General features: G+C 70.7%; 25 protein-coding genes. 11 read left to right on the forward strand and 14 right to left on the reverse strand.

The window, feature by feature from the left end:
• Positions 1-9: 9 nt before the first annotated feature.
• The 7 genes from ACVJO7_RS23300 to ACVJO7_RS23330 all read right to left on the reverse strand — a co-directional run bounded on the left by ACVJO7_RS23300 (position 10) and on the right by ACVJO7_RS23330 (position 9,536).
• Positions 10-1,056 carry a phosphotransferase family protein gene (locus tag ACVJO7_RS23300; RefSeq protein ID WP_491674635.1) on the reverse strand — a complete coding sequence of 349 codons (1,047 nt, stop codon included), beginning with the start codon at positions 1,054-1,056 and terminating at the stop codon, positions 10-12.
• Entirely contained in the window at positions 1,053-1,796 is a 744-nt protein-coding gene (locus ACVJO7_RS23305; RefSeq protein WP_491674636.1) for an SDR family NAD(P)-dependent oxidoreductase, read from the reverse strand. Before ACVJO7_RS23305 ends, ACVJO7_RS23300 begins: the two co-directional genes overlap by 4 nt.
• Positions 1,784-2,452, reverse strand: coding sequence for a TetR/AcrR family transcriptional regulator (locus ACVJO7_RS23310; RefSeq protein ID WP_491674637.1), 669 nt, complete (start codon positions 2,450-2,452; stop codon positions 1,784-1,786). The genes ACVJO7_RS23305 and ACVJO7_RS23310 overlap by 13 nt, the downstream gene beginning before the upstream one ends.
• On the reverse strand, positions 2,440-3,570 hold the full coding sequence (locus ACVJO7_RS23315; protein WP_491674638.1) for a CaiB/BaiF CoA transferase family protein: 1,131 nt from the start codon (positions 3,568-3,570) through the stop codon (positions 2,440-2,442). Before ACVJO7_RS23315 ends, ACVJO7_RS23310 begins: the two co-directional genes overlap by 13 nt.
• Before the next feature lie 67 nt (positions 3,571-3,637).
• Positions 3,638-5,668 carry a hydantoinase B/oxoprolinase family protein gene (locus tag ACVJO7_RS23320; protein WP_491674639.1) on the reverse strand — a complete coding sequence of 677 codons (2,031 nt, stop codon included), beginning with the start codon at positions 5,666-5,668 and terminating at the stop codon, positions 3,638-3,640.
• On the reverse strand, positions 5,665-7,821 hold the full coding sequence (locus ACVJO7_RS23325; protein ID WP_491674640.1) for a hydantoinase/oxoprolinase family protein: 2,157 nt from the start codon (positions 7,819-7,821) through the stop codon (positions 5,665-5,667). Before ACVJO7_RS23325 ends, ACVJO7_RS23320 begins: the two co-directional genes overlap by 4 nt.
• A 26-nt stretch (positions 7,822-7,847) precedes the next feature.
• Positions 7,848-9,536: an AMP-binding protein gene (locus ACVJO7_RS23330; RefSeq protein WP_491674641.1), complete on the reverse strand. Its 1,689-nt coding sequence runs from the start codon at positions 9,534-9,536 to the stop codon at positions 7,848-7,850.
• Positions 9,537-9,882: 346 nt separating this feature from the next.
• Here ACVJO7_RS23330 and ACVJO7_RS23335 point away from each other — a divergent pair, with 346 nt between their 5' ends.
• The 4 genes from ACVJO7_RS23335 to ACVJO7_RS23350 all read left to right on the forward strand — a co-directional run bounded on the left by ACVJO7_RS23335 (position 9,883) and on the right by ACVJO7_RS23350 (position 13,074).
• Complete coding sequence (locus ACVJO7_RS23335) at positions 9,883-10,356, forward strand: transposase family protein (protein ID WP_491674642.1); 474 nt, start codon at positions 9,883-9,885, stop codon at positions 10,354-10,356.
• A 263-nt stretch (positions 10,357-10,619) separates the two neighbouring features.
• A complete protein-coding gene (locus tag ACVJO7_RS23340) occupies positions 10,620-11,870 on the forward strand; it encodes an IS256 family transposase (RefSeq protein ID WP_491674643.1) in 1,251 nt (416 codons plus the stop codon).
• 498 nt (positions 11,871-12,368) lie between these two features.
• Positions 12,369-12,818 carry a reverse transcriptase N-terminal domain-containing protein gene (locus ACVJO7_RS23345; protein ID WP_491674644.1) on the forward strand — a complete coding sequence of 150 codons (450 nt, stop codon included), beginning with the start codon at positions 12,369-12,371 and terminating at the stop codon, positions 12,816-12,818.
• Positions 12,819-12,846: 28 nt separating this feature from the next.
• Positions 12,847-13,074 carry a DUF5372 family protein gene (locus ACVJO7_RS23350; RefSeq protein WP_491674645.1) on the forward strand — a complete coding sequence of 76 codons (228 nt, stop codon included), beginning with the start codon at positions 12,847-12,849 and terminating at the stop codon, positions 13,072-13,074.
• Positions 13,075-13,247: 173 nt separating this feature from the next.
• Here ACVJO7_RS23350 and ACVJO7_RS23355 read toward each other — a convergent pair whose 3' ends face one another.
• From ACVJO7_RS23355 to ACVJO7_RS23365, 3 genes are all read right to left on the reverse strand, one after another.
• On the reverse strand, positions 13,248-13,493 hold the full coding sequence (locus ACVJO7_RS23355) for a mycobacterial-type methylenetetrahydrofolate reductase (protein WP_491674646.1): 246 nt from the start codon (positions 13,491-13,493) through the stop codon (positions 13,248-13,250).
• A gap of 423 nt (positions 13,494-13,916) precedes the next feature.
• Positions 13,917-14,294, reverse strand: coding sequence for a hypothetical protein (locus tag ACVJO7_RS23360; RefSeq protein WP_491674647.1), 378 nt, complete (start codon positions 14,292-14,294; stop codon positions 13,917-13,919).
• A gap of 4 nt (positions 14,295-14,298) precedes the next feature.
• Positions 14,299-15,603 (reverse strand): hypothetical protein, encoded by a 1,305-nt coding sequence (locus ACVJO7_RS23365; protein ID WP_491674648.1) that lies wholly within the window; start codon positions 15,601-15,603, stop codon positions 14,299-14,301.
• A 173-nt stretch (positions 15,604-15,776) separates the two neighbouring features.
• Between ACVJO7_RS23365 and ACVJO7_RS23370 the strand changes: the two genes are divergently transcribed.
• From ACVJO7_RS23370 to ACVJO7_RS23395, 6 genes are all read left to right on the forward strand, one after another.
• Positions 15,777-16,442 carry a hypothetical protein gene (locus tag ACVJO7_RS23370; protein ID WP_093355359.1) on the forward strand — a complete coding sequence of 222 codons (666 nt, stop codon included), beginning with the start codon at positions 15,777-15,779 and terminating at the stop codon, positions 16,440-16,442.
• Complete coding sequence (locus tag ACVJO7_RS23375) at positions 16,435-16,791, forward strand: hypothetical protein (protein WP_177238811.1); 357 nt, start codon at positions 16,435-16,437, stop codon at positions 16,789-16,791. Before ACVJO7_RS23370 ends, ACVJO7_RS23375 begins: the two co-directional genes overlap by 8 nt.
• A complete protein-coding gene (locus ACVJO7_RS23380; RefSeq protein WP_491674649.1) occupies positions 16,788-17,786 on the forward strand; it encodes a tyrosine-type recombinase/integrase in 999 nt (332 codons plus the stop codon). The genes ACVJO7_RS23375 and ACVJO7_RS23380 overlap by 4 nt, the downstream gene beginning before the upstream one ends.
• A gap of 304 nt (positions 17,787-18,090) precedes the next feature.
• On the forward strand, positions 18,091-18,738 hold the full coding sequence (locus ACVJO7_RS23385) for a DUF6230 family protein (RefSeq protein ID WP_143105623.1): 648 nt from the start codon (positions 18,091-18,093) through the stop codon (positions 18,736-18,738).
• A complete protein-coding gene (locus tag ACVJO7_RS23390; RefSeq protein WP_281248747.1) occupies positions 18,735-19,181 on the forward strand; it encodes a DUF6114 domain-containing protein in 447 nt (148 codons plus the stop codon). The genes ACVJO7_RS23385 and ACVJO7_RS23390 overlap by 4 nt, the downstream gene beginning before the upstream one ends.
• Positions 19,182-19,985: a MerR family transcriptional regulator gene (locus ACVJO7_RS23395; RefSeq protein WP_093355350.1), complete on the forward strand. Its 804-nt coding sequence runs from the start codon at positions 19,182-19,184 to the stop codon at positions 19,983-19,985.
• Between the two features lie 95 nt (positions 19,986-20,080).
• On the opposite strand, the gene ACVJO7_RS23400 is transcribed toward ACVJO7_RS23395, so the two are convergent.
• The 4 genes from ACVJO7_RS23400 to ACVJO7_RS23415 all read right to left on the reverse strand — a co-directional run bounded on the left by ACVJO7_RS23400 (position 20,081) and on the right by ACVJO7_RS23415 (position 23,330).
• The gene (locus ACVJO7_RS23400; protein WP_218163008.1) at positions 20,081-21,193 is read right to left on the reverse strand and encodes a BtrH N-terminal domain-containing protein; all 1,113 of its coding nucleotides are present in this window, start codon (positions 21,191-21,193) and stop codon (positions 20,081-20,083) included.
• Complete coding sequence (locus tag ACVJO7_RS23405) at positions 21,190-21,627, reverse strand: PaaI family thioesterase (protein WP_491674650.1); 438 nt, start codon at positions 21,625-21,627, stop codon at positions 21,190-21,192. Before ACVJO7_RS23405 ends, ACVJO7_RS23400 begins: the two co-directional genes overlap by 4 nt.
• Before the next feature lie 122 nt (positions 21,628-21,749).
• The gene (locus ACVJO7_RS23410; RefSeq protein ID WP_342743056.1) at positions 21,750-21,932 is read right to left on the reverse strand and encodes a ferredoxin; all 183 of its coding nucleotides are present in this window, start codon (positions 21,930-21,932) and stop codon (positions 21,750-21,752) included.
• Between the two features lie 96 nt (positions 21,933-22,028).
• Entirely contained in the window at positions 22,029-23,330 is a 1,302-nt protein-coding gene (locus ACVJO7_RS23415) for a cytochrome P450 (RefSeq protein ID WP_093355335.1), read from the reverse strand.
• A 201-nt stretch (positions 23,331-23,531) separates the two neighbouring features.
• Here ACVJO7_RS23415 and ACVJO7_RS23420 point away from each other — a divergent pair, with 201 nt between their 5' ends.
• A complete protein-coding gene (locus ACVJO7_RS23420) occupies positions 23,532-24,131 on the forward strand; it encodes a TetR/AcrR family transcriptional regulator (RefSeq protein ID WP_177238810.1) in 600 nt (199 codons plus the stop codon).
• Positions 24,132-24,217: the final 86 nt, after the last annotated feature.

A 24,217-nucleotide genomic window follows, 5' to 3' on the forward strand; every position in this document is an offset into this window, starting at 1 on the left:
GCAGGTCGGTCAGGTCGACTCGACCAGGGAGCGGGCGCGGGTGAACAGGCGGTTCGCCCGCTCCCGCAGGGCGGCGCCGGTGGCGAGGTCGGCCCGCCCGGTCAGCGACCGCAGGTAGGTGCCTTCGAGCAGGATGCCGAGCTTGAAACAGGCCAGGACCGTGTACCAGTCGATCGACGACGGGTGGGTGCCGGTGCGCGCGCCGTAGCGCTCCACCAGCTCTCCAGGGTCGGGCAGTCCGCCCGCTCTGCTCAGCGGGCTGTCGAGCAGGTCGGAGCCGCCCGGTTCCGGCGCCCAGGTGGCCAGCAACCAGCCGAGGTCGAGCAACGGGTCGCCGATCGTCGCCATCTCCCAGTCGACGACGGCGGCGACCGCGGCCTCGTCGCGGGCGAACAACACGTTCCCCAGGTGGAAGTCGCCGTGCATCAACCCGGGAGCCCAGGCGGTGGGTCGCCGGGCCTCCAGCCACTGCGCGAGGTCCGCGACGTCGGGTGGCCCGGACCGCCGGTACGGCTCGTGGGTGGCGTAGCCCGCCAGCTCCGCCGACCACCGCGCCACCTGGCGCTCGAGGAACCCGGTCGGTCTCCCGAAGTCACCCAGACCGACGGCGACGTGGTCCACCGACCCGAGCCGCGCCACCGCGTCCACCGCGGCCAGCGCCGTCTCGCGACGCAGCCCGGCGTCGTGGGCGAACCGATCGGGCAGCTCGACCGCGGCGTTGAAGCCGTCCACCGGATCCATGAGGTAGAAGCTGGCGCCGAGGACGTCGGTATCCGGGCACGACCGGATGATCCGCGGATGCGGGACGTTGGTCTGCGCCAGCGCGGTGAGCACGCGCATCTCGCGCCGGATGCTCGTGTCGCTGCCCTTCCGCAGGTGTTCGGGGCCGCGGCGCAGCACGTAGTCCCGTCCAGCCCGGCCGAACCGGATCATGACGTTTTGGGTGCCCCCGCGCAGCGGTGTGACGGGGCCGATCGGTCCGCCGCCCAGTCCCTCGGTGTCCATCCAGCGGGCCAGCCGGTCGAGATCGATTCCGGCGATCGCCGTGTTGCTCACGGGTAGCCCCCGTCGAGCCGCAGGATGGCCCCGGTGCAGAAGGACGACGCGTCCGTGGCGAAGTACAGCGCGGCACCCACGATCTCGTCGGGCCTGCCGCACCGCTCCAGGGTCAGCGACCGGTTGAACGACTCCAGGGTCTCCGGGGTCCAGGCGTCCGAGATGTCGGTGAGGAACGGACCGGCCTGGATCGCGTTGACCCGCACCGTTGGGCCGAACGCCCGCGACAGTCCCTCGGTCAGGTTGTTCAGGCCCGCCTTCGCCGCGGCGTACGGGATCGACTCCGCGCGCGGGCGGATCGCCTCGATCGAGCTGACGTTGACGATGGACCCGCCGCCGCCCGCCGCCATGCGCGTGCCGATCGCTGCGGCGAGCCGGAACGGCCCCTTGAGGTTCACGCCGATGATCTTGTCGAACAGCTGCTCGGAGACCTCGTCGAGGCTCGGGTACAGGGGCGAGAGCCCCGCGTTGTTGACCAGGACGTCGACCCGCCCGAACTCACCGTAGGCGCGGTCGACCAGTGCGTCGCAGTGGTCCCAGTTCGACACGTTGCAGGCGACCGGCAGCGCCCGCACGCCGTACTCCTGCTGCACGCTCGCCGCGAGCTCCTCGCAGCTCTCGAGCTTGCGGCTCGCGATGACGACGTCTGCTCCCTCGGCTGCGAACGCCTCGACCATCGCCCGGCCCATTCCCCGGCTGCCACCGGTGACCAGGGCCGTGCGTCCACTCAGCTTCCCCACCTGGGGCTCCTTCCATCGCTGCCGGAGGACGGCCACCCCGACGGGGTGGGACCGCCCTGTCCGGACAGCAGCATGTCGATGATCCGATCGCCCACCTGCTCCGGCGTCGACGGTCCGTCGGCGTGGAACCAGAGCACGGAGTAGTTGAGGGCGCCGAGCGCGACCTTGACGAACAGCGGGTCGACGGCCGTGAACTCGCCGTCCGCGTGGCCTCGGCGCACGATGTCGTTCCAGATGTCCTCGACCTCGGCGCGCAGGCGCAACATGGCCGCGCGGCGTTCGCCCGTCAGAGAGTCCACCTCACGGAGCTGGACGATCAGATCGAGGCGCCGGTCCGCGACCAGACGCATGTGCTCGCGGCCGAGCTCGTGCAGCTTCTCCCGTGCCGTCCCCGGTTGTTCCTGCAGCCCTCGGCCGAAGACGATGACCTGCTCCAGGTGCCGCCGGATGATCGTGAGCAGCAGCTCCTCTTTGGAGCCGATGTAGTGGTAGAGGGCGCCGGACCCCAGGCCGACGGCGCGACCGAGCTCGGCCACCCCAGTGGCGTGGTATCCGCGCTCGGCGAACAACGCTGTGGCAGTGGCGACGATGCCCTCCAACGCTTCCTCGCGGCGGCCAGTGGCCCGCGCCGCCATTTGCTCCGTCATCTCACCCATCCCTGAGCCAGCGTGGCCCGCCCGGCGCCGCCCGCCGCTGCCCAGCCCGCCAGGACCGTCTCGACCGCGACCGGCGTGGTAGGCGCGGCCGGTCGTGCCGCCGGAGTCCGCGAGAACCGGGGCGCCGGGGCCGCCTGGGCGACGCCGTCGACCTCGACGACGCCGCGGCGCGCGGCGATGTGCGGGTCCCCGGCGACTTCGCCGAAGGCCAACACCGGGGTCGCGCAGGCGTCGCGGGCCCCGAACACCTCGACCCAGGCGTCCCGGTCACGGGTGGCGAACGCGGCGGCGAAACGTTGTCGCAGCGCGGGCCAGTTCGCCTTCTCGTCGCGGTCGGGCAGGTCCTCCGGCGCGAAGCCGAGGCCCGCCACCAGCTCCGCGTAGAACTGGGGCTCCATCGCGCCGACCGCCATCCACCGGCCGTCGGCGCACGCGTAGGTGTCGTAGAAGGGGGCGGCTCCGTCGAGTAGGTTGTCTCCCCGCGCGTCGGACCACGTTCCCTCCCCGCGCATGCTCCAGGCCATCTGCAGCAGCAGCCCCGCGCCGTCGACCATCGCCGCGTCGACGACCTGACCCCGGCCCGATCGCTGCCGCTCGTGGAGCGCGGCGAGCACGCCGACCACCAGCAGCATCGAGCCGCCGCCGAAGTCGCCGACCAGGTTCAGCGGCGGCACCGGCCGCTCGCCGGCCCGCCCGATGGCGTGGAGCGCGCCGGTGAGGCCGATGAAGTTGATGTCGTGGCCAGCTGACGAGGCGCGCGGGCCCTCCTGTCCCCAGCCCGTCATCCGGGCGTAGACCAGCCCCGGGTTGCGCCCGAGGCAGTCCTCGGGCCCGAGGCCGAGTCGTTCGGTGACCCCGGGGCGGAACCCCTCGACCAGGACGTCGGCCGCCGCGATCAGCTCCACGGCCCGTTCGACGTCGGCGGCATCCTTCAGGTCGAGCTCCATCACACGACGGTTGCGGAGCAGCTGGTCGCGTCCCGGCGTGGCCCGTGCGGCCGCGGGACGCTCGATCCGGACCACGTCGGCCCCCAGGTCGGCCAGGACCATAGCGCCGTGGGGCCCGGGCCCGATGCCCGCGAGCTCCACCACGCGCAGCCCGCCCAGCGGACCGGCCATGACTTCTCTCCCCTCGTCGTGTGTGCGGTGAGACGGTGGGGCGGGCGGGTCGCCCGCCCCACCGCGGTCACCTGCCCTGGGCGGCGACCTGGATGTCCACCCGCAAGAGCTCACCGGTCTCCGGGTCGGCGATCTCCACGACCTCGACTTCGTCAATCGGGTGGGACCACTGGCCCCAGCCGCCCAGGCGGGCGGCGGCGAGACCCCGGCGCACCCGGTGCTCGCCCTCCTGCGGCCAGGTGCGCCGCTCCGCGCGCACCTCGTCCCGACGACGTGCGGTCGCGGCACGGTCCACGTCCCCGTCCTCGGCCAGCACGACCCCGTAGGCCTCCCGCGCCGTCTCGGCGGAGATGGCCCCCGCGGCGACATCGGTGGCGACCGACACCGGGTCACGCAGCAGCGGGTCGCCGAACCCGCCGCCCCCGCCGGCGTGCAGCCGCAGCACGTCGCCGGGGCCGACGACCAGGCCGAACTGCTTGCCGTCGAGCGCGGTGGCGGTGCCTGCGATCTCGTCGAGCCGGGTCGGGAGCACGCCCTGGGCGAACCCCTGGTCGACCGCGCCGCCCGTCACCAGGTCGAAGCCGCTCGTCGAGCCGGGGTAGCCGCCGAAGACCCCGGGCGGTGGCACCTGCCAGCACCCGACGAAGACGTGCGCCTGGCCGCCGGTGGTGTACCAGGGTGTCCAGGCCAGGTCGACCCCATCGCCGCCGCGGAAGGTCCCGGGCCCGCCGGAGTTCTGGTTGAGCCGACGCCAGAGGTACAGCACGGGGAACCCGAGCTCGTTGATCTCGATGTCCGGCACGCTATTCTGCGGCTGGGCCAGCGCCCCGCCGACGTCCATCCCGTCCAGGACGGACTGGGCCCCGGCGCCGCTGCCGCCGCCGTGCATGTCGAGGAAGGGGGCGAGCTGACCGGCCTCGTCCGGCGCGTAGAAGATGCCGCCGTTCCAGGAGTCCTGCCACGGCGCCATGATGTGCTCGCGGACGAACGTGTCGCTGCTCTCGGCCTGGACCTCGGCGAGCAGCCGGGTCACAACCTTGCACACTCGCAGCCCGGTCTCGAGGTGGCCCGACGACACCGGTGCCGGCATCTGCACGTCGCAGATCGAGCCCGGCTCGGTGAGGACCTCGATAGGGCGCAGCGTGCCCTGGTTGATCGGCAGGTCGGCCAGCAGCGAGATCAGCAGTGGGGTGGTGGCACAGCCCAGTGTCATGGGCGCGCTGCAGTTGACGAAGCCGTCAGTCTGCGGCGCGGATTTCGTGAAGTCGAAGACCATGTGGTCGTCGGCCACGGTGAGGGTGCAGTGGAGCCGGTGCAGCCCGTTGGTGTGCCCGTTGTGCTCGACGTAGTCCTCGGCCTCGTAGACCCCGTTGGGCAGGGTCTGGATGCGGCGGCGGACGGCCTGCTCGGCCAGGTCCTTGGCCACGGCGATGTAGCGGCGGAAGGCGTCGACACCGTAGCTCTCGAGCAGGTCCTGCATCCGGTCGTCGCAGCGGTTGCAGGCCGCCATGAAGCAGCGCAGGTCGCTCTGGACGAGCTGGGGGACCCGGATGTTTGTCTCAATGATGCGCCAGACGTCGTCGACGATCTCGCCCTGGTCGACGATCTTGACACCCGGCAGGCGCAGCGCCTCGCCGTAGGTCTCCGTGGCCATCGGCGCGAATCCGCCCGGGGCGATGCCGCCGAAGTCCGCGACATGCGCCTCAGCCCAGCACCAGGCGATCAGCTCGTCGCCTGCGAAGATCGGCCGAACCACCCCGACGTCGACCTGGTGGGCGTTGCCGGTGGTGAAGGGGTCGTTGCAGATGAACATGTCGCCCGGGCGGATCTTGTCCCGGGGCACGGTCTCTAGGACGTGTCGGACGGCTTGACGGGCGGTGCCCAGGTACATCGTGATGTACCCGCCGTAGCAGATGATGTCCCCGTCGGCGTCCGCGATGAAGGTCGAGAAGTCGACGGCCTCGGCGATCACCGGGCTGCCCGAGGCCCGCATCATGACGAGGCCCATCTCCCAGGCGATGTTCTCCAGCGCCTTGGAGAAGATGTCGACGGTGACCGGGTCGACGTCGCTGTCGGATAGGATCGTGGGGGTGCTCATCGCGCCGCCTCCGCGGTCGGGCGGGCCGGGATGTTCCGGCTCTCGCTGGTGTCTGTCTCGTCGGTCCCGGTCGAGCTGCCGTCGGTGAGGACGAGGTTGCCCCACTGGTCGGCCCTGAGGCTCCAGCCGGCGGGCACCTGGATGGTGGTCAGCGGGTGCTCGACCATGGCCGGGCCGGGCAGCTCACAGCCCGGGGCGAGCCCGGTCGCGTCGAAGACGTCGACCGTCGTGCGCTCGCCGCTGAGCGGGAGGTAGACCTCGCGCCTGCCGGACGGCGTCGGGGCCGGGACGCCGGACGGGTCGACCTCGGAGGGCACCGGTTCGAAGGTCTGCACCCGTCCCGTTGCCACGACCCGGACCGACATCAGGACGACCGGGCTGCCGACCCAGGCCGTGCCCGCGCCGTACTCGGCCTCGTAGCGCTCAGGGAAGGCTTCCTGCAGGGCCACCAGGTCGGCCTCGGCGAGGTCCGGCTTGCGTGGGATGGGGAGCCGCAGCTCCCACTGCTGGCCCGCGAACTTCAGGTCGCCCTGCCACTCGACGTCGATGTCGTCGTCGGAGTAGCCCGCCGCGTGCAGTGCCGCGACCTGCGAGGCCTCCAGGTCCCGCAGGTTTCGCGCGACCTCGGAGGCGTCGCCGCCGCTCCACATCACCGACCGCGCCTGGGTGCGGACGTCGTCGGAGGCGAGCAGTCCGTGCGCGGAGAAGACCGCGGCGTCGGCGGGCAGGACGACCCGGCGGATTCCTGTGGTGCGGGCGATGTCGGCGGCGAAGATGCCGACCGCACCGCCGAAGGAGAACAGCGAGAAGGTGCGGGGGTCGTGGCCGCGCTCGACGGTCACCGACCGCACCGCGTTGCTCATGTTCGCGGTGACCATCCGGTACACCGCAGCCGCCGCCTGCTGGGCGTCCAGCCCGAGCGGCTTGCCGACGTCGCGCAGCAGCGCCTCTGCCGCGGGCTCGACATCGAGCCGCCGGCTGCCGCCCAGGAACGCCTCCGGCGCCAGCAGCCCGAGCACGACCGCCGCGTCGGTGACCGTGGGCGTCGTGCCGCCCTTGCCGTAGCAGATCGGTCCGGGCTCCGCGCCCGCGCTGTGCGGTCCAACCTGTGGGATGCCGCGGGCGTCGAGCCACGCGATGCTTCCGCCGCCCGCACCGATGGGGAACACATCGATCTTGGACAGCGCGGTGAGGAACTGGTCCCGCAGCATCACGCGCTGGGTAACCATCGTGGTCGCGTCCTGGAGGACCGAGACGTCGAAGGACGTACCGCCCATGTCGGCGGTCACGACGTTGCGCAGGTCGAGGCGCTTGGCCAGGGCCTGGGCGCCGATCACGCCGCCCGCCGGGCCGGAGTCGATCAGCGTGATCGGGTGGCTTCGCGCCTCGTCGGCGGACAGGGTGCCTCCGAAGCCCTGCATGAAGGCGATTGGTACGCGCAGACCGCGCTCGGCGAGCTCGTTCTCGATCCGGCCGGTGTACTCGGCCACCCGCAGTCCGGTGAAGGAGTTCAGCACGGTCGTCATCGTTCGCTCGTATTCCCGGATCACCGGGTGCAGGCGTGAGGAGACGCTGAGGAAGACGGCCGGGTGCTCCTCGGCGACGATCCGGGCCAGCAGTTCCTCGTGCGCCGGATTGAGGAAGCTCCACAGCAGCGACACGGCGATGGCCTCGACACCGCTGTCGACCAGGCGGGCGATCGCAGCCCTTGCCTCGGCCTCCTGCAACGGCACCACCACCTCGCCCTTGCGGTCGATGCGCTCGGTGACCTCGACGACGTCGTCGCGGCGCACGATCTGCGGCAGGTTGGCCTGCTTGTGATGGTCTCGGTGGGCGTTGCGGGCGGACCGTGCGATCAGCAGGTTGTCACCGAACCCCCGGGTCGTGACGAGCCCGACCCGGGCCCCTTTGAGCTCCGCGATGGAGTTGGTGACCGCGGTCGTGCCGTTGACGAACCGGGTCGTGTCGCGGAGCAGTTCCGAGAGGGGCAGGCCGATTCGACCCGCGACGTTCTCGAGGGCCTTGATCAGTCCCTCGGCGAGGTTCAGCGGAGTCGTGTCCGCCTTGTCGGTGAAGACCAGGCCCCGATCGTTCACTGCGGCGACATCGGTGAACGTCCCGCCGATGTCGCAACCGATGTGATACTGCGTCATTGCATACCCACCTTCCGAGGTGTCGATTACGGTGCTAAGGAGGAAGCGGCGGCGTGCTCATCACGGAGGACGTTGCGGCGGATCTTGCCGGTCTCGGTGCGTGGCAGGGCGTCGACGAAGTCGACGATGCGCGGGTAGGCGTGGCGGCCGAGGCGCTCGCGGACCGCGGACTGGATGTCCGCCAGGAGACTGTCCTGCGGCACAGTGCCGTCGGCGACGACGACGGCACGAACCACCGACCCCCGGGAGGGCTCGGCCGCGGCGACGACCGCGACCTCGGCGACGCCGGGGCGGCTCAGGACGACGTTCTCCACCTCGGTCGGTCCGACGTTGTAGCCGGAGGTCACGATGAGGTCGTCGTCCCGACCGACGAACCACCAGCGCCCCTGCTCGTCGCGGCGGGCCAGGTCCCCGGTGAGGAACCGGCCGTCCCGCCACCGGGCGTCCCAGCGCTCCTGGGCGTTCCAGTAGCCGGTGCTCGCGAGGTAGCGGGGGTTGCGCAGCGCGATGATGCCCTGCTCGTCCTGGAGTTTGCCGTCCTCGTCCACCAGATCGACCTCGAACCCGGGGACGACCGAGCTGAGGGCGCCGGGCACGACCGGGGCGTCCGGGTAGGCCAGGTTGGCCAGCGGCATTCCGGCCTCGCTCTGGCCGAAGCCGTCCTGGATGTCGCTCGCAGTGCCGAAGGCCCGCCACGCCTCGACGAGCGGGGCGTCGAGCGGCTCGCCCGCGCTCGTCGCGCCGCGCAGCCCGTACGGGAGGCCGCCTGAGCGGGCGGCCGCCGTGACCACCCGACGGTAGGCGCTCGGCGCGCCCGCCACGTAGGTGACCCGCTCGTCGGTCCACATGCGGAGCCACTCCGCAGGGTCGAAGTCTCCCGCGTAGACCACCCGTGGCACACCGAGCGCCATCACCCCGGCGCCCGTGGTGTAGAGGCCGTAGGACCAGCCGGGGTTCGCGCCGGTGAAGAACAAGTCCGACGGCTCGAGCGCGAAGGTGTGCCGGACGAACGGCTGCAGGGCCAGGATCAGCGAATGGGGCTGGACGCAACCCTTCGGCGCTCCGGTGGTGCCGCTGGTGTAGATCAGCGTGGCCGGGTCCTGCGCGGCGGTGCGCACCGCCGGTCCCGCACCCGCGTGGCGGTCGATCTCCGCCCAGAGACTGCGGTCGCCCGCGCGGAGCCCGCGACCGCCGTTCCCGGCGACGGTGTAGATCACCGGGTCCCCGGTGAGCAGCGCCCGGGTCGCCTCGAGGTTCTCTCGATAGTGTTGGTCGACCACGATCGCGGAGGCCTCGGCGGCGTTGAGCCGCTGCGCCAGCGCCTCCGGCCCGAACCCGACGAAGAGCGGCATGAACACCAGGCCGGAGCGCCACGCGGCGATCGCGCAGATGTAGGCCTCGATCTGCTGGGTGCAGAGCGAGGCGAAGCGGTCCCCGCGCCGTAGACCCGCCCCGTGCAGTGCGGTCGCCAGCCTGCTCGAGGCTTCGGCCAGGTCGGCGAAGGTCCATCGCTCGCTGCGGCCGCCCGGGTGGCGCACGACGATCGCCAGCCGCGCCCGGTCGCGAGCCCACCGGTCGCAGACCTCGTGCGCGGTGTTCAGTTCCTCGGTGACCGGCCGGTCCAGGCGTCGCTCCGCGGCGTCCCACACCTGCTCGGGCGTCATGGTGCGCTCCGCGAGCAACTCCTGGACGTACGGCGATCCGGTTCCTGTCATCACACGGTTTCCCTCCCCGGGGGTCCGCCCCGCCCGGAACGGCGGCGGCGAACACACCTCACTGTGTATGGAGTGATCACTACACCGGACCGTACTGCACGGAATGCCAGAGGCGCCAGCACGGCGAGACGCCGCGCGAGGGTCAGCCCCGCGCGGCGAGGGCGACGCTGCGTTCAGTGCCCCCGACGAGTTCCCCGGGCCGCCAGCCGTCACGCAGGGGGTCGGCAAAGTCGCGGTGACTGGGCGCTGAGCTGCGACGACACGCGGCCGTAGGTACGGGTGCGGGCACGACCCTGGCGGTGATCATGGCGGTTCTGACGCCAGCCTTGATCATCGGAAGAGAGCCGTGCCCGCGCCTGCATCATTGTCGATCGCTGCCGTCGCCGACCAGGTGGGCGGGGTGGAACTACCCGATCCGGTCGTGCTTGCCCCGAACCTGGCCGATGTTCTGGGCGAGGTGATCGATCCGCGCAAGCGTCGCGGGGTCCGACACGGGCTGGTCGTGGTGCTGACCGCCGCGGTGTGCGCGGTCGCGGCTGGGGCTCGCTCGTTCGTTGCGGTCGCCGAGTGGGTCACCGACCTGCCGGCCGATGTCGCCGCCGCGCTGAGCGTGGAGCATCGGTGTCCGTCGGAGTCGACGATCCGCCGGATCCTCGGTCAGATCGACGCCGACCGGTTCGAGGCGGTGATCGGCGGGTTCGTGCAGCGGCTGTGCGCGTCGAGTGCATCCGTCTGGCCCTGGAGGGCAAGACCGTGCGCGTGCGACACGAGGTCGCATGTAGTGAGTGGATCACCGTGGAGGAGGTTCCTGTGGTGGTGACATGATCCCCGGCTCGTGCTCGATGGCCGGTCTCCTCCTTGGCGTGCGTCGTGGGTAACTGCGGGGTGCGGAGCCCAGGGTTCAAGCCGAAGGGCCCTCGTTCCTTCCCGGGGGCCACGGGCGAGGAGAGGACGGGGGGCGGGCGGGGTTGCGTCCACGGATGTGGTGTACGGCGTCGTTGCTGGTGATCGGCGTGGCGTCGGGATGTGAGACGGCCACCGCGTGATCCTTCGAGTGCTCTGGTTCTCGAGGGAGGAGACGCGATGGCCGCGTCAGACAGTGTGAACGACGTTGCCGGTTGGCTCGATGACCGGCTCGCCGAGGCCAGCCCGGATCTACTGCGGGCGATGATCAAACAGTTCGCCGAGACGTTGATGTCCGCAGAAGCAGACGCGGTGTGCGGGGCCGGGTACCGCGAACGCAGCGACGGGCGGGTGAACTCGCGCAACAGATATCGGGCCCGGGACTGGGACACCCGCGCCGGCACCGTCGAGCTGGCGATCCCCAAGCTGCGCACCGGCTCGTATTTCCCGGAGTGGCTGCTCGAACGCCGTCGGCGCGCCGAGCAGGCCCTGGTCTCGGTGGTGGCGACCAGCTATCTGCTCGGGGTCTCGACCCGGCGGGTGGAGAAGCTGGTCGGCCAGCTCGGGATCGCCGGGTTGTCGAAGTCGCAGGTCAGTGAGATGGCCAAGAGCCTGGACAGCCAGGTGGAGGCGTTCCGGTCTCGCCCGCTCGATGACAGCCCGTATGCGTTCGTGTGGCTGGACGCGCTCACGCAGAAGGTCCGCGAACACGGGCGCACGGTGATCGTGCACGCCTTGATCGCGGTCGGGGTCACCGCCGACGGGCAACGCGAGGTGCTCGGGCTCGAGGTCGTCTCCGGTGAGGACGGGGCCGGCTGGCTGGGGTTCCTGCGCTCGCTGGTCGCCCGCGGCCTGTCCGGAGTCGCCCTCGTGATCTCGGACAGCCACCAGGGCCTGGTCGGCGCGATCGAGGCCACGCTGCCCGGGGCCAGCTGGCAGCGGTGCCGCACCCATTACGCCCGCAACCTGGCCACGAAGGTGCCCAAGTCGGCGCAGCCGTGGGTGCTCACGCTGCTGCGCACCGTCTTCGACCAGCCCGACAAGGCCTCGGTGCACGCCCAGTTCGACCGGGTCGTCGACGGGCTGGCCGAGAAGTTCCCGGCTGCGGCCGAGCACCTCGACTCCGCTCGCGGTGATCTGTTGGCGTTCACGGTGTTCCCGCGGGAGCTGTGGCGCCAGATCTGGTCGAACAACCCCCAGGAGCGGCTGAACAAGGAGATCCGGCGGCGCACCGACGTCGTCGGGATCTTCCCCGACCGCACCGCCGTGATCCGCCTCGTCGGAGCGGTGCTCGCCGAGCAGACCGACGAATGGGCCGAAGGCCGCCGCTACATCAGCCTCGAACTCCTCGCCAAGGCCCGCGCCGCGACCAACCCACCAGCCGCCGAGACGACGACCGTGGAGGTGACGACCGGCGCGATCAGCGCCTAGATTGACCACGAAGGCTCACACGGTGGTGTCGATCTCTATCCACCACGTCCGCGGACGCGACCACGGGCGGGCGAACGAGAGTGAACCCTTGGTTGATGCCTCGTCATCTTGAAGGTCCGGGTGGAAGGGATGTCAGGACCGGGCCGAGATCAGGGACTGGCCGCTGAGAAGCGGCGAATGCCGGCTGCGAAACGCACCGCGGCCGGGTGAGCACCATCGTCCCCGGGGTACAGAGGGCGCCCACTCCGTCCGTGTCTCATGCATGTGGAACGTGGAAACCCCGTCTGGGTCCAGCCGCTTGGGCTGGTAGGTCGACCGCGAGGAAGGCGGAATCCCTGGGCGGGAACAGGATGACCCGAGAAGCGAACGCCGGCACGCCGAAAGGCGACGGGAAGACAGCACGAGTAGCGGCCGCCTCCTGGCCGTATGCTGTCGAACCGGCCGGATACGGGCAGTGTGCTCGGCCCGAAAGGGAGCCCACGCGGGTCAGGTGAGTCTGTGGAGACGACGATGAACGTGACGTCAGCACCTGCGGGGACGTTGGACGCCACCACTTCGGTGGTGGTGGACGGACCGCGGGACTTCCCCGAGGACTGGGACCAGGTGAACTGGGCCCGGGCTGAGGACGAGGTACGGCGGTTGCGGCAGCGGATCTTCACGGCATCGAGGGCAGGTGAGCACCGCAAGGTGCGCAACCTGCAACGGTTGATGCTGCGGTCCCGGGCGAACGCGTTGCTCAGCACGCGACGGGTCGCGCAGGACAACCAGGGGCGACGGACCGCCGGGATCGATGGCCGGACCGCGCTGTCGAGCCCTGAACGGGTAGAACTGGCTCGTCGGGTCCAGCAGCACGGGCATCGGTCTGCGGCTCGAGCCGTTCGTCGGATCTACATCCCCAAGGCGAACGGTAAGCGGCGTCCGCTCGGTATCCCGACGGTCACGTCATAGCGCGACCGCGTCCAGTGCACCCTCGGACTTGCTGATCGTCCATCCGTTCCATGTGTTGGCCGGCCAGCGGGTGCCGGTGCTGTTCGTCAAGCGCCGGGCCGGGGAAGTCGTGTTCGTCTGCGAGAGCGGCCCGACCGGGCGGGTCACGGTGCCCGAGTCGTGGACCGACCGCGCCCCGGCCCCGGCTGCGCAGCGGCTCAGCCTGGAGGCCCTGCTCGAGCTCGACACGCTGCGCACGGTGCTGGAGGAGCGGTGACCACGCCTCTACTCTTGTGCGTTAATGGCACACAAGAACGATCTGGCCGGGTTGACGGTGAGGTCGTCGGGGTGCGGTCGCAGTGACTGGTCGTGGCGTGCCGTGGAGCTGCTCGGCGCGGAGCTGACGGGTCTCCCCCCAGTCACGATCAACAGCGCGCCACAGTAGTGCAGTCAACGGGTCGGAAGCTCGGGCGAGATCGTCGACCAGAAGTCGAGGACATCCATCTTCGGCTTCATCGCCACCGGACGGTCGTCGTCCTCCTCGATCATGCCGGGGATCAGAATGTGCCCAATACGATCCTGCATGCCACACGCTGCCGAGTGCTCCAGCACCTTGCCTGCCTCCTCGACGGCGCGCTGCCGACCGAGGTCGACGTTCGGCGCCACCAGCTCGAACGCAATGGTCTCAAGGGCCACGGGGTCACTCCTCCTGAACCGTCACACCCTCGGGCAGGTGTCCGGTTTAGACGTTCGGTCGCTATCGACCGTAGTCGGCGTGCAGTGCTCGACGGCCGTGTATCAGGGGCAACAACGGCGCCGGCCCGGTGTCCAGCGCTCCGGGTCGCCCGGATCGACGGACGCGGCCGGCGGTGGCGGGTCAGCACCGGTCAGGTCTGGATCACCGATCGGGCACGACGGGTCGCAGGCCGTGTCGGTGCAGGTCACGGCGTGGTAGAGACGCGGGGGCCGGCTCACGCCGTGAGCATCGCACGGTCCCCCGACAGATCGTCTGCTACGCGGCCCCCGGGTTCGCCCCGCGCGGAAATGGGCCGAGCGCAGCGCCGAGAACGCACGCGGCGAGTCGCCCGTCGCACGGGTGCTGAGCGGGCAGGGGTGCGCTCAGGACTGGGCCGTCGGGCGTGTGGTGGGCAGGAGTGCGTCGACGTCGGCACGGCGATGTTGGTAATCGGCCAGGGCGTCCTCGAGGCCGGCGGCCGAGGTGTCGTCGTCGGCGGTCAGCAGGCATTGCAGGACGGCCCCGCTGGTGGCTTCGACGTCGAGGGCGTCGGCCAATGCGGGGTGTGCGGTCTGACGGATCGCGGTGGTGATGCCCTGCAGCCGGGCCTGGGCGTCGGCGAGCGGGTCGGAGTGTTCGGCGGCGAGCGCGGCCCGGTGGATGGCCTGGGTGGCGCGGTGGGCGTGGGCGAGTTGCAGCGCTCGGGCCTGCTGCTGGGTGGCCGCGGCACGGTCGGTCTGGGCCGGGGTGGTAGTCGCCATGGTGCTACTCCTGCGGCTGCTCGGGCGGTTTCTGGGATGTGTCGGTGCCCTCCGGTGACCGCCCGCCGCTACGGCTGGCGCGCCGGCGCCGTGTCGCGGCCGGCGCGGCTTCGCCACGGGGTGGCCGATCGGGTCCGGCGGCGAGTTGGGTGCGGAGTTCGATGATCTGCTGGTCGTAGCGGGCGGCCTGGTCGTCGAGGCGCTGCTGGGCGTGGGCGCGTTCGGTGGCGATGTCGTGGGCGAGCTGGCGGGTCAGGGCCTGGTTCTGGGCCTCGGCTACCGCCTGGGCGGTGCGGGCCTCGCCGGCCTCGCGGCCCGCCTGCTCGGCGCGTTCGCGGGCCTGGTCACGTTCGGCACGCAGCTCCTCGCGGGCCGCGGTGGCGGTGTCGCGGTCGTGTTCGGCGGTCGCGGCCCGGCGCTGCTGGCCCTCGGCCTCCTCGCGGGCGGCGGCGAGCTCGGAGCTGGTCTGGTCGCGCTCGCCGGTGACCTGCTCGTGCGCGACGCGCAGCCGCTCCAACTCGGTACGGACCTGCTCGAAGTCGTCGGCCAGCCGGGCCCGGGCAGCCTCGGTGTCGTCGCGAGTGTGCTCGGCCTCGGCCAACCGAGTGCGGGTCTGATCGAGCTGCTGCTGGAGCTGCTCGCGGTCGGCGTGGGCCTGGTCGCGCTGCCGGCGGGCCTCGTCACGCTCGGCCTGGGCCTGGTCGCGCTCGACGGCGGCGTCGTCGGCCTCGGCCAGTGCGGTCTCGGCGGCGGCTTCGGCGTCGGCTTGAGCCCTAGCGGCGGTGGTGGCCGCAGTCTCGGCGGCCCGGGCGCGGGTGGCCGCGTCGTCGCGGGCGGCCTCGGCGGCGTCGATACGGGTGCGGGCGTCGCGGTGCGCGGCACTGATTTCGGCGGCGGCGGCGTCGGGGTCGGTCGCGGTGGCCAGCTGCGCCTCGAGGCGGGCAGCGAAGTCGGCGGCCCAGGCCTGGTGGGCGGCGAGCTGGTCGCGCAGCTCACCGCCGAGGCCCTCGATCGAGGCGCGGGCGTAGGACACCGGCCGCACCGGGGCCGGCTCGGGGTCCGGGCGCGAGCCGGGGGTGGGCAGGGTCAGCTTGCCCTCCCGGACGCGCAGGGCGGTGTAGCGGGTGTGCGGGACCCCGTCCACGGTCTGGCCGCAGTACTTGGGCTTGCGCCCGCCGGTGCCGGCGTACTGCTCGATGACGTGCGGGCAGCCGCCCGGGATCCCGGGCATCTGACAGGCGAACCGCTCCAACAGCCCGGCCCCGTCGACGCCGCCTCCGGTCCCGCCGCTGTGCTCGCCCTCACTCATGCGGGAGACGCTAGCGCATGCGTTACGTTCTTGTCAATAACGTTTGTTTACGTTATTGCACAACGCTACGAAATATATACAGGATAATGCCTCTTATCCTGCTCTGCGCTCAGTGGTGGTTCTGGTGTCGCGGAGTCGTTCACTGACCCCGTACCCGGTGCTAGCTTGTTTCCATGACCACAGTGGCGGCCGCGGCGGCTCCGGCGTTCGCGACGACCCCGCAGGCGCGGCGCGCGCTAGGCCGCAGCGCCTACCAGGTGCGCAAGCTGATCGATGCGAAGGTGCTGCCCGCCGGGGTGCACGGCCGCGGGCGCGGCGGCACGCTGCTGCTCGACCCCGCCGCGCTGGCCGCCCTGGCCGCCCGCCCGCGGCTGCCCCAGAGCCCCGAGGGTCCGGGCAGCGAGCCGGTCGCCCTGGCGGTGGGCCTGCGCCCGGCCGCCCCGGACCCGGATCCGGACAATCAGCGCGCGGTGGCCGGCTGGGATGCCGCTCGCCGGCCGCCGGAGTCGGCATGGGTGGGCTGGTGGCGCACCGGGCCGGTGGTGGCCGACCTGTGCGTCGGGTTGGCGCTGCCGATCCTGGGCGCGGTGTCCGGGTTCGTGGTCGCCGCCCGCACGATCCGGGGCTGGACCCCGCACCCGCGGGTGCCGGGGCTGATCCGGTTCGCCACCGCGGCGCTACCGGCCGAGCTCGAAGCCGCCTACCTGCACCGGCAGTACACCCCGTCGGCCGGTTCGCCGTGGGAACTGCTGCGCGCGCCCCGGGCGGCCGGCGCCCCGGCCCTACCCGCGGCCCCCGCCCCGGTCACCGACACCGAAGGAGCGCCCCACGATGGGTAGGCACTCGCACCTGCGCGTGGTCCCGTCGCTGCCCGCCCCGGCCGTCGAGCAGCGCAGTGCGGCCGCCCGACCGCGTGAGGGTCGCGGGACCGATCCGCGCACGGCGGACCAGCTGCGGGCCCGGACCCGCGCGAGCCTGGACGGGTTCACCGTCGACGACATCGCCACCCTCGCCGCCGCGATCCGCGCGCAACTCCACGGGCACGCCCGCCGGACGGCCGACGGCTCGGCCACCGCCGCCGCCGCGGCCGCCGCGACCGCGCTGCGGACCGCCCTCGCCGCCCACGACGAGGTGCTGGCCTGGCTGGTCGACACCGACACCAGCGTCTACCACGGCCAACTCCGATGAGCCGCCCGCACCCGGCCGACCGGCCCACCCTGCTGCTCGACACCGCGCTGGCTTCGCCCCGAGACCACCGGCATGACGATCCGGCCTGGCGGCTGGCCACGGCGTTCGTGCTCTCCCGGCGCTCCCCGCACACCCGCCGCGCCTACGCCCGCGACATCCGCGACTTCTACACCTGGTGCGCCCAGGCCGGCCTGGATCCGCTGCGGCTGCGGCGGGTGCACATCGACGCCTACGCCCACGAGCTCGCCCAGCCCCAGCCGCGCACCGGGCGCCCGGCCGCCGAGTCGACGATCGCGCGCAAGCTCTCCACGCTGGCCGGGTTGTATGCCTACGGCGTCGGCGAGGACGTCCTGGACCGGTCCCCGATGACCGGAGTGATCCGCCCCCAGAGCAGGCAGGACTCGGTGTCCACCGGCCTGGACCGCGACGAGGTCACCCGGCTCCTGTCCGCCGCGGCCGCCGACGGAACCCGGTCCCACGCCCTGATCAGCCTGCTCGTGCACAACGGGCTGCGGATCGACGAGGCACTGTCCCGCGACGTCGAACACCTGCAGACCGAACGCGGACACCAGGTGCTGCGGCTGCGCCGCAAGGGCGGCCACACCGCGACCGCGCCGCTGGCCCCACCTGTGATCCACGCCCTGGCCGTCTACCTGGCCGGGCGCACCAGCGGCCCGCTGTTCGCCACCCGCACCGGGCGCAGGGTCGACGAACCCGCCGCCTGGCGGCTCATCCGGCGCCTGGCGCGGCGCGCCGGGCTGCCCCAGGCCGACCGGATCAACCCGCACAGCCTGCGCCATACCTTCGTCACCGCCGCCCTCGACGCCGGGGTATCCCTGCGCGATGTCCAAGATGGAGCCGGACACCGCGATCCGCGAACGACCCGCCGGTACGATTCCTCGCGGCACAACCTGGACCGGCACCCCAGCTACGCCGTATCTACCTTCTACGCCGCCGGCCAGTCCACCGACACGACAGGTCGCGGCGGCAGCTGAGTCCCCCGGATCCTTGGTGGGCGCCCCCCTGCTGCCCCCGACTCATCGCTCTGGTCACAACGTCTTTAGGTAAACCAGCGCCGCCACCAGCTGGCCGGGGGTCGAGGAACAACGGAACGAAGAGTCGCGTCGGCGGCTTGGGCAGACTGAGCCAGTTCGTTGAGCGCGTCGTCGTGTGAGGTTCGGTTCCCCCGGTTTCCCGGAGTCTGCTTACGGTTCTGTCAGTTGCGGGCAGCAGGCAACATAACCATCGATCAATGGCCTTGTTACGGTTGGCTCATTGCTCACAGACGAGGAGCTCGCTATGGATGTCGATCCGCGCAGCTGGCCCGAGGTCACTCGACACCGCAAGAAGCCGCCGGGGCGCGAGGGGTGGGTCTCGTGGCGTCGGTTGGTGCTGGTGCTGACGCCCGCAACCCTGTCGATCGGCGCCATGGCTGTTGGTGCGCTGACCGGTGCGGTGCCGGTCGCTCTGGCTCTCGAGGGCCAGCAGACCTTGAAGATCAGTGCTCAGCGGTTCAACGGGGAGGCGTTCGGTGCGCTTCCTTCGTTCGTGCAGAATCCCGACGGGTCGAGACAGCCCGTCGTGGTGCTTGATCTACGTCGGGTCCGGGTTGCTGGGCTGTGTGCCTCCACTGCGGTCGACACTCCCGCTGGACGCTATGTGTTGAGGGCGACGACCCCGACGGATCGTGACGTGACCGCTGGTCGGTTGCAGCTCGCCATCGAGAGCATCGATGGTCTCGGCGCGGCGGGGCAGCAACTTGGGCTCAACCGTGAGCAGACCGCCCCCGACGGTACCCCGATCGACACCTCTACCGGAGGTGTGCCGGCGACGATCGACGGGCTTGTGCTCGACGTCAGCGCCACGGCTCGCTGGGCCACGGTCAACCAACTCCAGCTCGCTGGCGCCGAGGTACGTGTGGGCAGCGATCAGCCGGAGTGCTTGTGAGCGGGGCGCACACTCGTTCCACGTCGGCCTACAGGCACACCGGCTCCTGGCGGTCATGGGGGCGACGTCGGCCGCTTCTCGGCGGCGTGCTCACCGCGGCAGCCGGGGTAAGCTTGCTGATCTTGCCCGGTGCCTCATTGTCGGTTGTCCTGCTTCCCGGGGTCGCCGGGACCTCAGGTTTCCTTTTCGGGGCCGGACTGTGTGTCCTCGGCCTGTTCCTCGTGTTCCAGCCCCGCAGCCACGCCTTCGCCGGGGTCGGGGCCGTCATCATCGCGGTCGCCTCGGTGGTGACTACCAACCTCGGAGGGTTCGGGTTGGGCCTCGTGCTTGGAGTGCTCGGCGGTGCATTCGGTTTTGCCTGGGTTCCGGACGATCGAGGGGAGGCGACAGCCGGGGCGATACCGTCCGCCGAACAGACCTCCGACCATCGCGAGGACGGCTAGATGTCCGAGTACCGGATCGACGAGCTGGCGCGAGCAGCAAACAGCACCGTACGCAACGTCCGAGCCTACCAGGAGCGTGGCCTGCTCCCGCCGCCTCGACGCGAGGGCCGGGTCGGGATCTACGATGGAACCCACCTGGCGCGACTCCAGCTGATCGGGCGTCTCCTCCACCGCGGATACACCGCCAGCAACATCGCTGAACTCCTTCGCGCTTGGCAGGACGGCCGCGATCTCGCCGATGTCCTCGGCCTCGAACAGGTCGTCACCAGCTTCTTCGCCCAGGAACTTCCGGAAACCATCACTTGCTCGGAACTGCTGTCGCTGCTGTCTCCTTCGGACGGCGAGCCGTCCGAAGCGCAGGTGCGGGAACTGGTCCGAGCCGCCGCGGACGTCGGCCTCATCGAGCTTCCGCCGGGAGGCCACCTCGCCGAGCACTGTGCCGACTTTCGCGTACCGAGCCCGCGGCTGCTCCGGACCACTGCCGACCTTATCGCCGCCGGCGTTCCGACCAGTGAGGTCCTCTCCCTCGGAGCGCAGGTCCGCCGCGCCGTCGACGACACCGCCCGACGGTTCGTCGAGATCATGTCCGATTACCTGTTCAGGAGTCGGGCCCCGGGCTGGATGCCGTCCCCCGGCGAGGTCCCGGCAGTGGCGGCGTTCATCGACCGCATCCGGCCTGCGACGGCCGGAGCGCTTCAGGCGTCGCTCGCCCTTGCGCTCGACCACCACGTTGATGCGGCATTCGGCGAGTACATCGACCGGCTGAGTTCACACCTCTCTGGGAGGAACGAAGACTCGGTCTGAGCGGCGTTGTGGTCACCACGCTTCGGGAAGTGCGGAAGGTGGTCGACATCGGCGAGGGCCCCCGGGCGGTCGCTTCTCTCCTGCGCGGCCGCGCGTCATGTGGCACGGTCTGCGAGACTCTGCAGCTCGCCGAGAGCTGCCGCTTCACGGTGGGGTAGCTCGGAAACGAGGTCGCGTGTTGTCCGCCAACGCCGTGAGGCAGTCGATGGCTCTGGGTCGCTGACCGCAGCGGCGGCGACCTGAGTCCAGCGGTCGGCGAGATCGCGGTAGGCGCGAGCGGCTGGCTCGGCGTCGGCGTCAGTGGCGGCGAGCCAGGTGAGGAAGTCAGCTTGCAGGCGTCGGAACAAGCCGCCGCCGGTGCCGGCCTTCTCGATGAAGGCCGCGAGTGTCATCAGAGCGGTATGGAGGTCTGGTCCGTTGGCCGACCCGGTGCCGAAGAGTTCGGGCCAGCGGTCGAGGTCGTCGGCGAAGACGGCGATGCCGTCGAGCCCGGCTGCGGCCACCCCTTCGGTCGCGGACTGGAGTGCAGGCGCGGGGTGGCGCATGGCGTGGACGGCACCCGCGGCGGCGCTGGTCGCGGCGGACGCGCGGTCCGGCAGCGCAGCAGGGAAGCACATGGGGTAACACGTGTGACGAGTCGGTTGGGGGAAGCCGGTCGAGGCGCGGGCGGTGGCGAGCGCGGCGGCGGGAATGAGCTGAGGGTCGGGGCGATCGTTGTCGATGACGCGGACCTGATCGGTTCTGGGATCGTAACCCGTGACGACGATATCGTGACGGCTCATCTGCATGCGGACGCGCAGGTAGGGCAGTTCGCGCATGTCGGCCCAGCACAGAAGCGGCCGGCCGGCGTCGAGTTCTTCGTGGAGCCAGGCGCGTCCCTGCTCGGCGTCGTCCGTGGCGCGGACCTCGAGGCCGATGCCCAGGCGGCGGCAGAGGTTTTCGGTCAGGTCGGGGCCGCGACCGACCAGGTAGAACGGTGAACCCAGGCCAGGACCGCGGGTGTAGCCGAATCCCAGCTCTCCGCTGAGGCCGAAGACGGTTCCTTCGTCGAGAGGGTCTTCGCTCCAGGACAGGCCGGCCCATTCCAAGAGGTCGCGCAGCGAACCGGAGCCACAGTGTCCAGCGGGGCGGTGCGGGTAACCGGCAACGCCGACCATGTCGTCGGTCGAGGTGCCCGCGCGATGATCCCCGGTGCCGATGCGTGTCATGAGGTCGTCTCCTGATCGTTGGCGCTCGTGCCGGAGCTGGTGGGTGGGGCGGGGGGGGCGAAGACGTGCTCGAACCGTGCAGGGCCGTAGCGGGTGAAGTGCTCGATGCCGACCACGATGAACACCGCGCGGGCGTCGAAACAGAGAACGCCATCGGGGTCGGTGCCCTCGGCGACGAGGTGGAGCTTCCGACCCTCCCGGTGCACGAGGCGGGCACGGATGCGGTGGGTGATACCCAGACGGACGGGGCGCCGGTACCCGACCTCGAGGGTGCGGGTGACGGCGGGTTCAGCCACCAGGTAGAGCACGAACCCGAACAGGTCGTCGCAGGCTGCGGCGACCGCGCCGCCGTGGGCAAGTCCGGGCGCGCCGACCTGACGGCTGTCGAAGACGTGGTCGCAGACCACGTCCTCGCCTTCCCGGCGGACCTGCATCGCCAGTCCGGCGGGGTTGGCGAGGCCGCACCCCATGCACTGCTCGCTGTGCGGGGGAAGGACATTGGCGGGGATATCGGCGGGGCCGCCAGGCGGTGAGACCGGGTGTCTGTGGGGTCCGGTCATCCGCTGGCCGACAAGGCGCGGGTCGGACACTCGGCGACCGCCTGGTCGACCTCGCCGCGCCGGTCTGCGTCGGGATCGGCCAGCAGGTGGGCCATGCCGTCGTCACCGACCTCGAAGATGTCCTCCGCCACGGCCTCACACAATCCGTGGCCGGTGCAGCGGGTGGTGTCAATGTGCACCTTCAACAAGAAGTCCTTCCCAGTAGCGGGCCGATCGCCTGGCGGTGCCTGTGGCGGTTCCCTGTCCTGCTGAATCGACGAGGACTACCGAACCAATCAGCTCTGGCGCCAGCAGGACATCCGCTTGACGACGTTCAAGAAGTTGCCGGGGGTCAGTTCCGGTTCACCGGCCTGCAGATCGGGGAGACGCGTCAGGAGCTCGGTGAACAGGGCCTTAAGCTGGAACCTGGCCAGCTGGTTGCCCAGGCAGTGGTGGATGCCCCCGCCGCCGAAGCTGATGTGCGGGTTCGGGTGGCGCGAGAGGTCGAGTTCGTGCGGACGCTCGATGCGGCTCTCGTCGCGGTTGGCCGAGGAGTAGAACATGACGACCTTGTCGCCTTCGGTGATCTGCTGGCCGGCGAGCTGGCAGTCCCGGCCGGCCGTGCGGCGGAAGGTCATGATCGGCGTTGCCCAGCGCACGATCTCCTCGACCGCGTCCGGCATCCGCTCCTCCAAGTCGTCGAGCAGCCAGGCGCGCTGAGCAGGATAGTCGGTCAACGCCCGCAGGCCGTGGGTGGTGGACTGGCGGGTGGTGTCGTTACCGGCGATGGTCAGCAGGACGAAGAACGCACCGATCTCCTCGTCGGTGAGCGTCTCTCCGTCGACCTCGGCGTGGGCGAGCGAGCTGATCAGATCCTCGGTCGGGTTCTCCCGGCGCTCCCCGGCCAGCGACGTAGCCAGCCCGTGGGAGAAGGTCATCGCCTGGAACAGTCTCCCGAGTACTTCCTCTTTGGTCTCACCAACGAACTCAGGGTCATTCCAGCTGGTGCCGACCTTCATCTCATGCGCGGCTTGCTGTCGCTGGCCGTCCGGCACGCCCATGATGTCGTTGATGTTGTGCATCGGCAGCAGCTCGGCGCACTCGGCGACGAAGTCGGTCTGCCCGCCGTCGCGTTCCAGCGCCTTCTCGAGGTCGTCGACCACCATTCGCGCGTTGGCCTGGATACGGTCGTCGATCCGGCGCATCTGCTTGGGTGTGAACGCCGCGGCCACCAGTCGCCGCATCTTGGTGTGCCGCGGCGGGTCCATACCGATGATCGACTGAGCAGCCTCGACCAGCTCCGCGGGCAGGTTCTCCATGAGGATGCCCGGCCCCGAGAGGAAGTCCTCGTGGCGCTTGGTGACCTCCACGAGGTCGTCGTAGCGGGTGACGGCCCAGAACCCGTAGTCGTCGGGATCCTCGAGCAGCTGCTCCTGGAACGGCGGGTGCCAGGTGACCGTGCCCCGTTCGCGCAACAACGAGAACGTCTTCTCCCGGACGTCCGCCGAGGTGGACCAGAACGCCCGCGAGGAGATGTCGAGCTCGTCGTACGGCCGGTCCGGGCTTCCGCTCGCCGAGCGGGTCACATGCTGGGTCATCGTTGACGCTCCAAACTTCGCCGCCCGGCCGGGCGCGACTGCCGAGTCCGTACCTGACATCGTCACCGTGGACACGGTCCCGGTTGTTGTCAAGTTCTGGCGCTGGGGCGAGTGAGTTCGACTGGAGGACGACGGTGCCTTGGTGCCCCGGCGCATCGTCGCCGACCCGGCCATGCGAACGCGATCGCTAGTCTGGGGCGCGTGCGTGCCTCATACGACAGCGGTCGTCAAAGGATCATCCAGGGCGCCCTCGACATCGCGGCCGACGAGGTCGCCACGCACGGCTGGCACGGCCTGCAAGTCCAGACCGTCGCGATCCGCCTCGGGGTGAGCCGCCAGACAATCTACAACACTTTCACCAATAGGCGGGGTCTCGCCCAAGCGCTAGTCCTACAGCTCACCGACCACTTTCTGAACGGCGTCGACCAGGCTCTCGCGGGTAGCGACGATGTGTTCGAGCAATGGCGCGCAGCAGTCTTATACACCCTCGACACCGCCGCCACCAACCCGTTGCTCAAGTCCATTCTCACCGCCGATGGGCGCGACGAACTGCTTCCGCTGCTCACCACCGACGCCGAGCCGGTCATCAGCGCCGCACGGGGGAAACTCGCCGACGCGGTGATCACTGTGCGACCCGACGTCTCACCCGAAGACGCTCGCGACGCCGCCGAGACCGCCACCCGCCTCGCCATCAGCCATGTCGTACTACCTCTGCACCCCAGCGCGCACGTAGCGAACCACATCGCCATGCTCGTCACTCGGTTCCTCGGGGATAAAGCCTCCAGTTGGCACGTCTCCTAATACTCCAGCCGTAGATGGGACTGAAAGAACATGTACTTGCAGTCCCTTGATGTTGCGTCGACCACCTGAATCTGGGCTGCACCCGC

The sequence above is a fragment of the Pseudonocardia sp. DxW genome, from assembly GCF_058448985.1.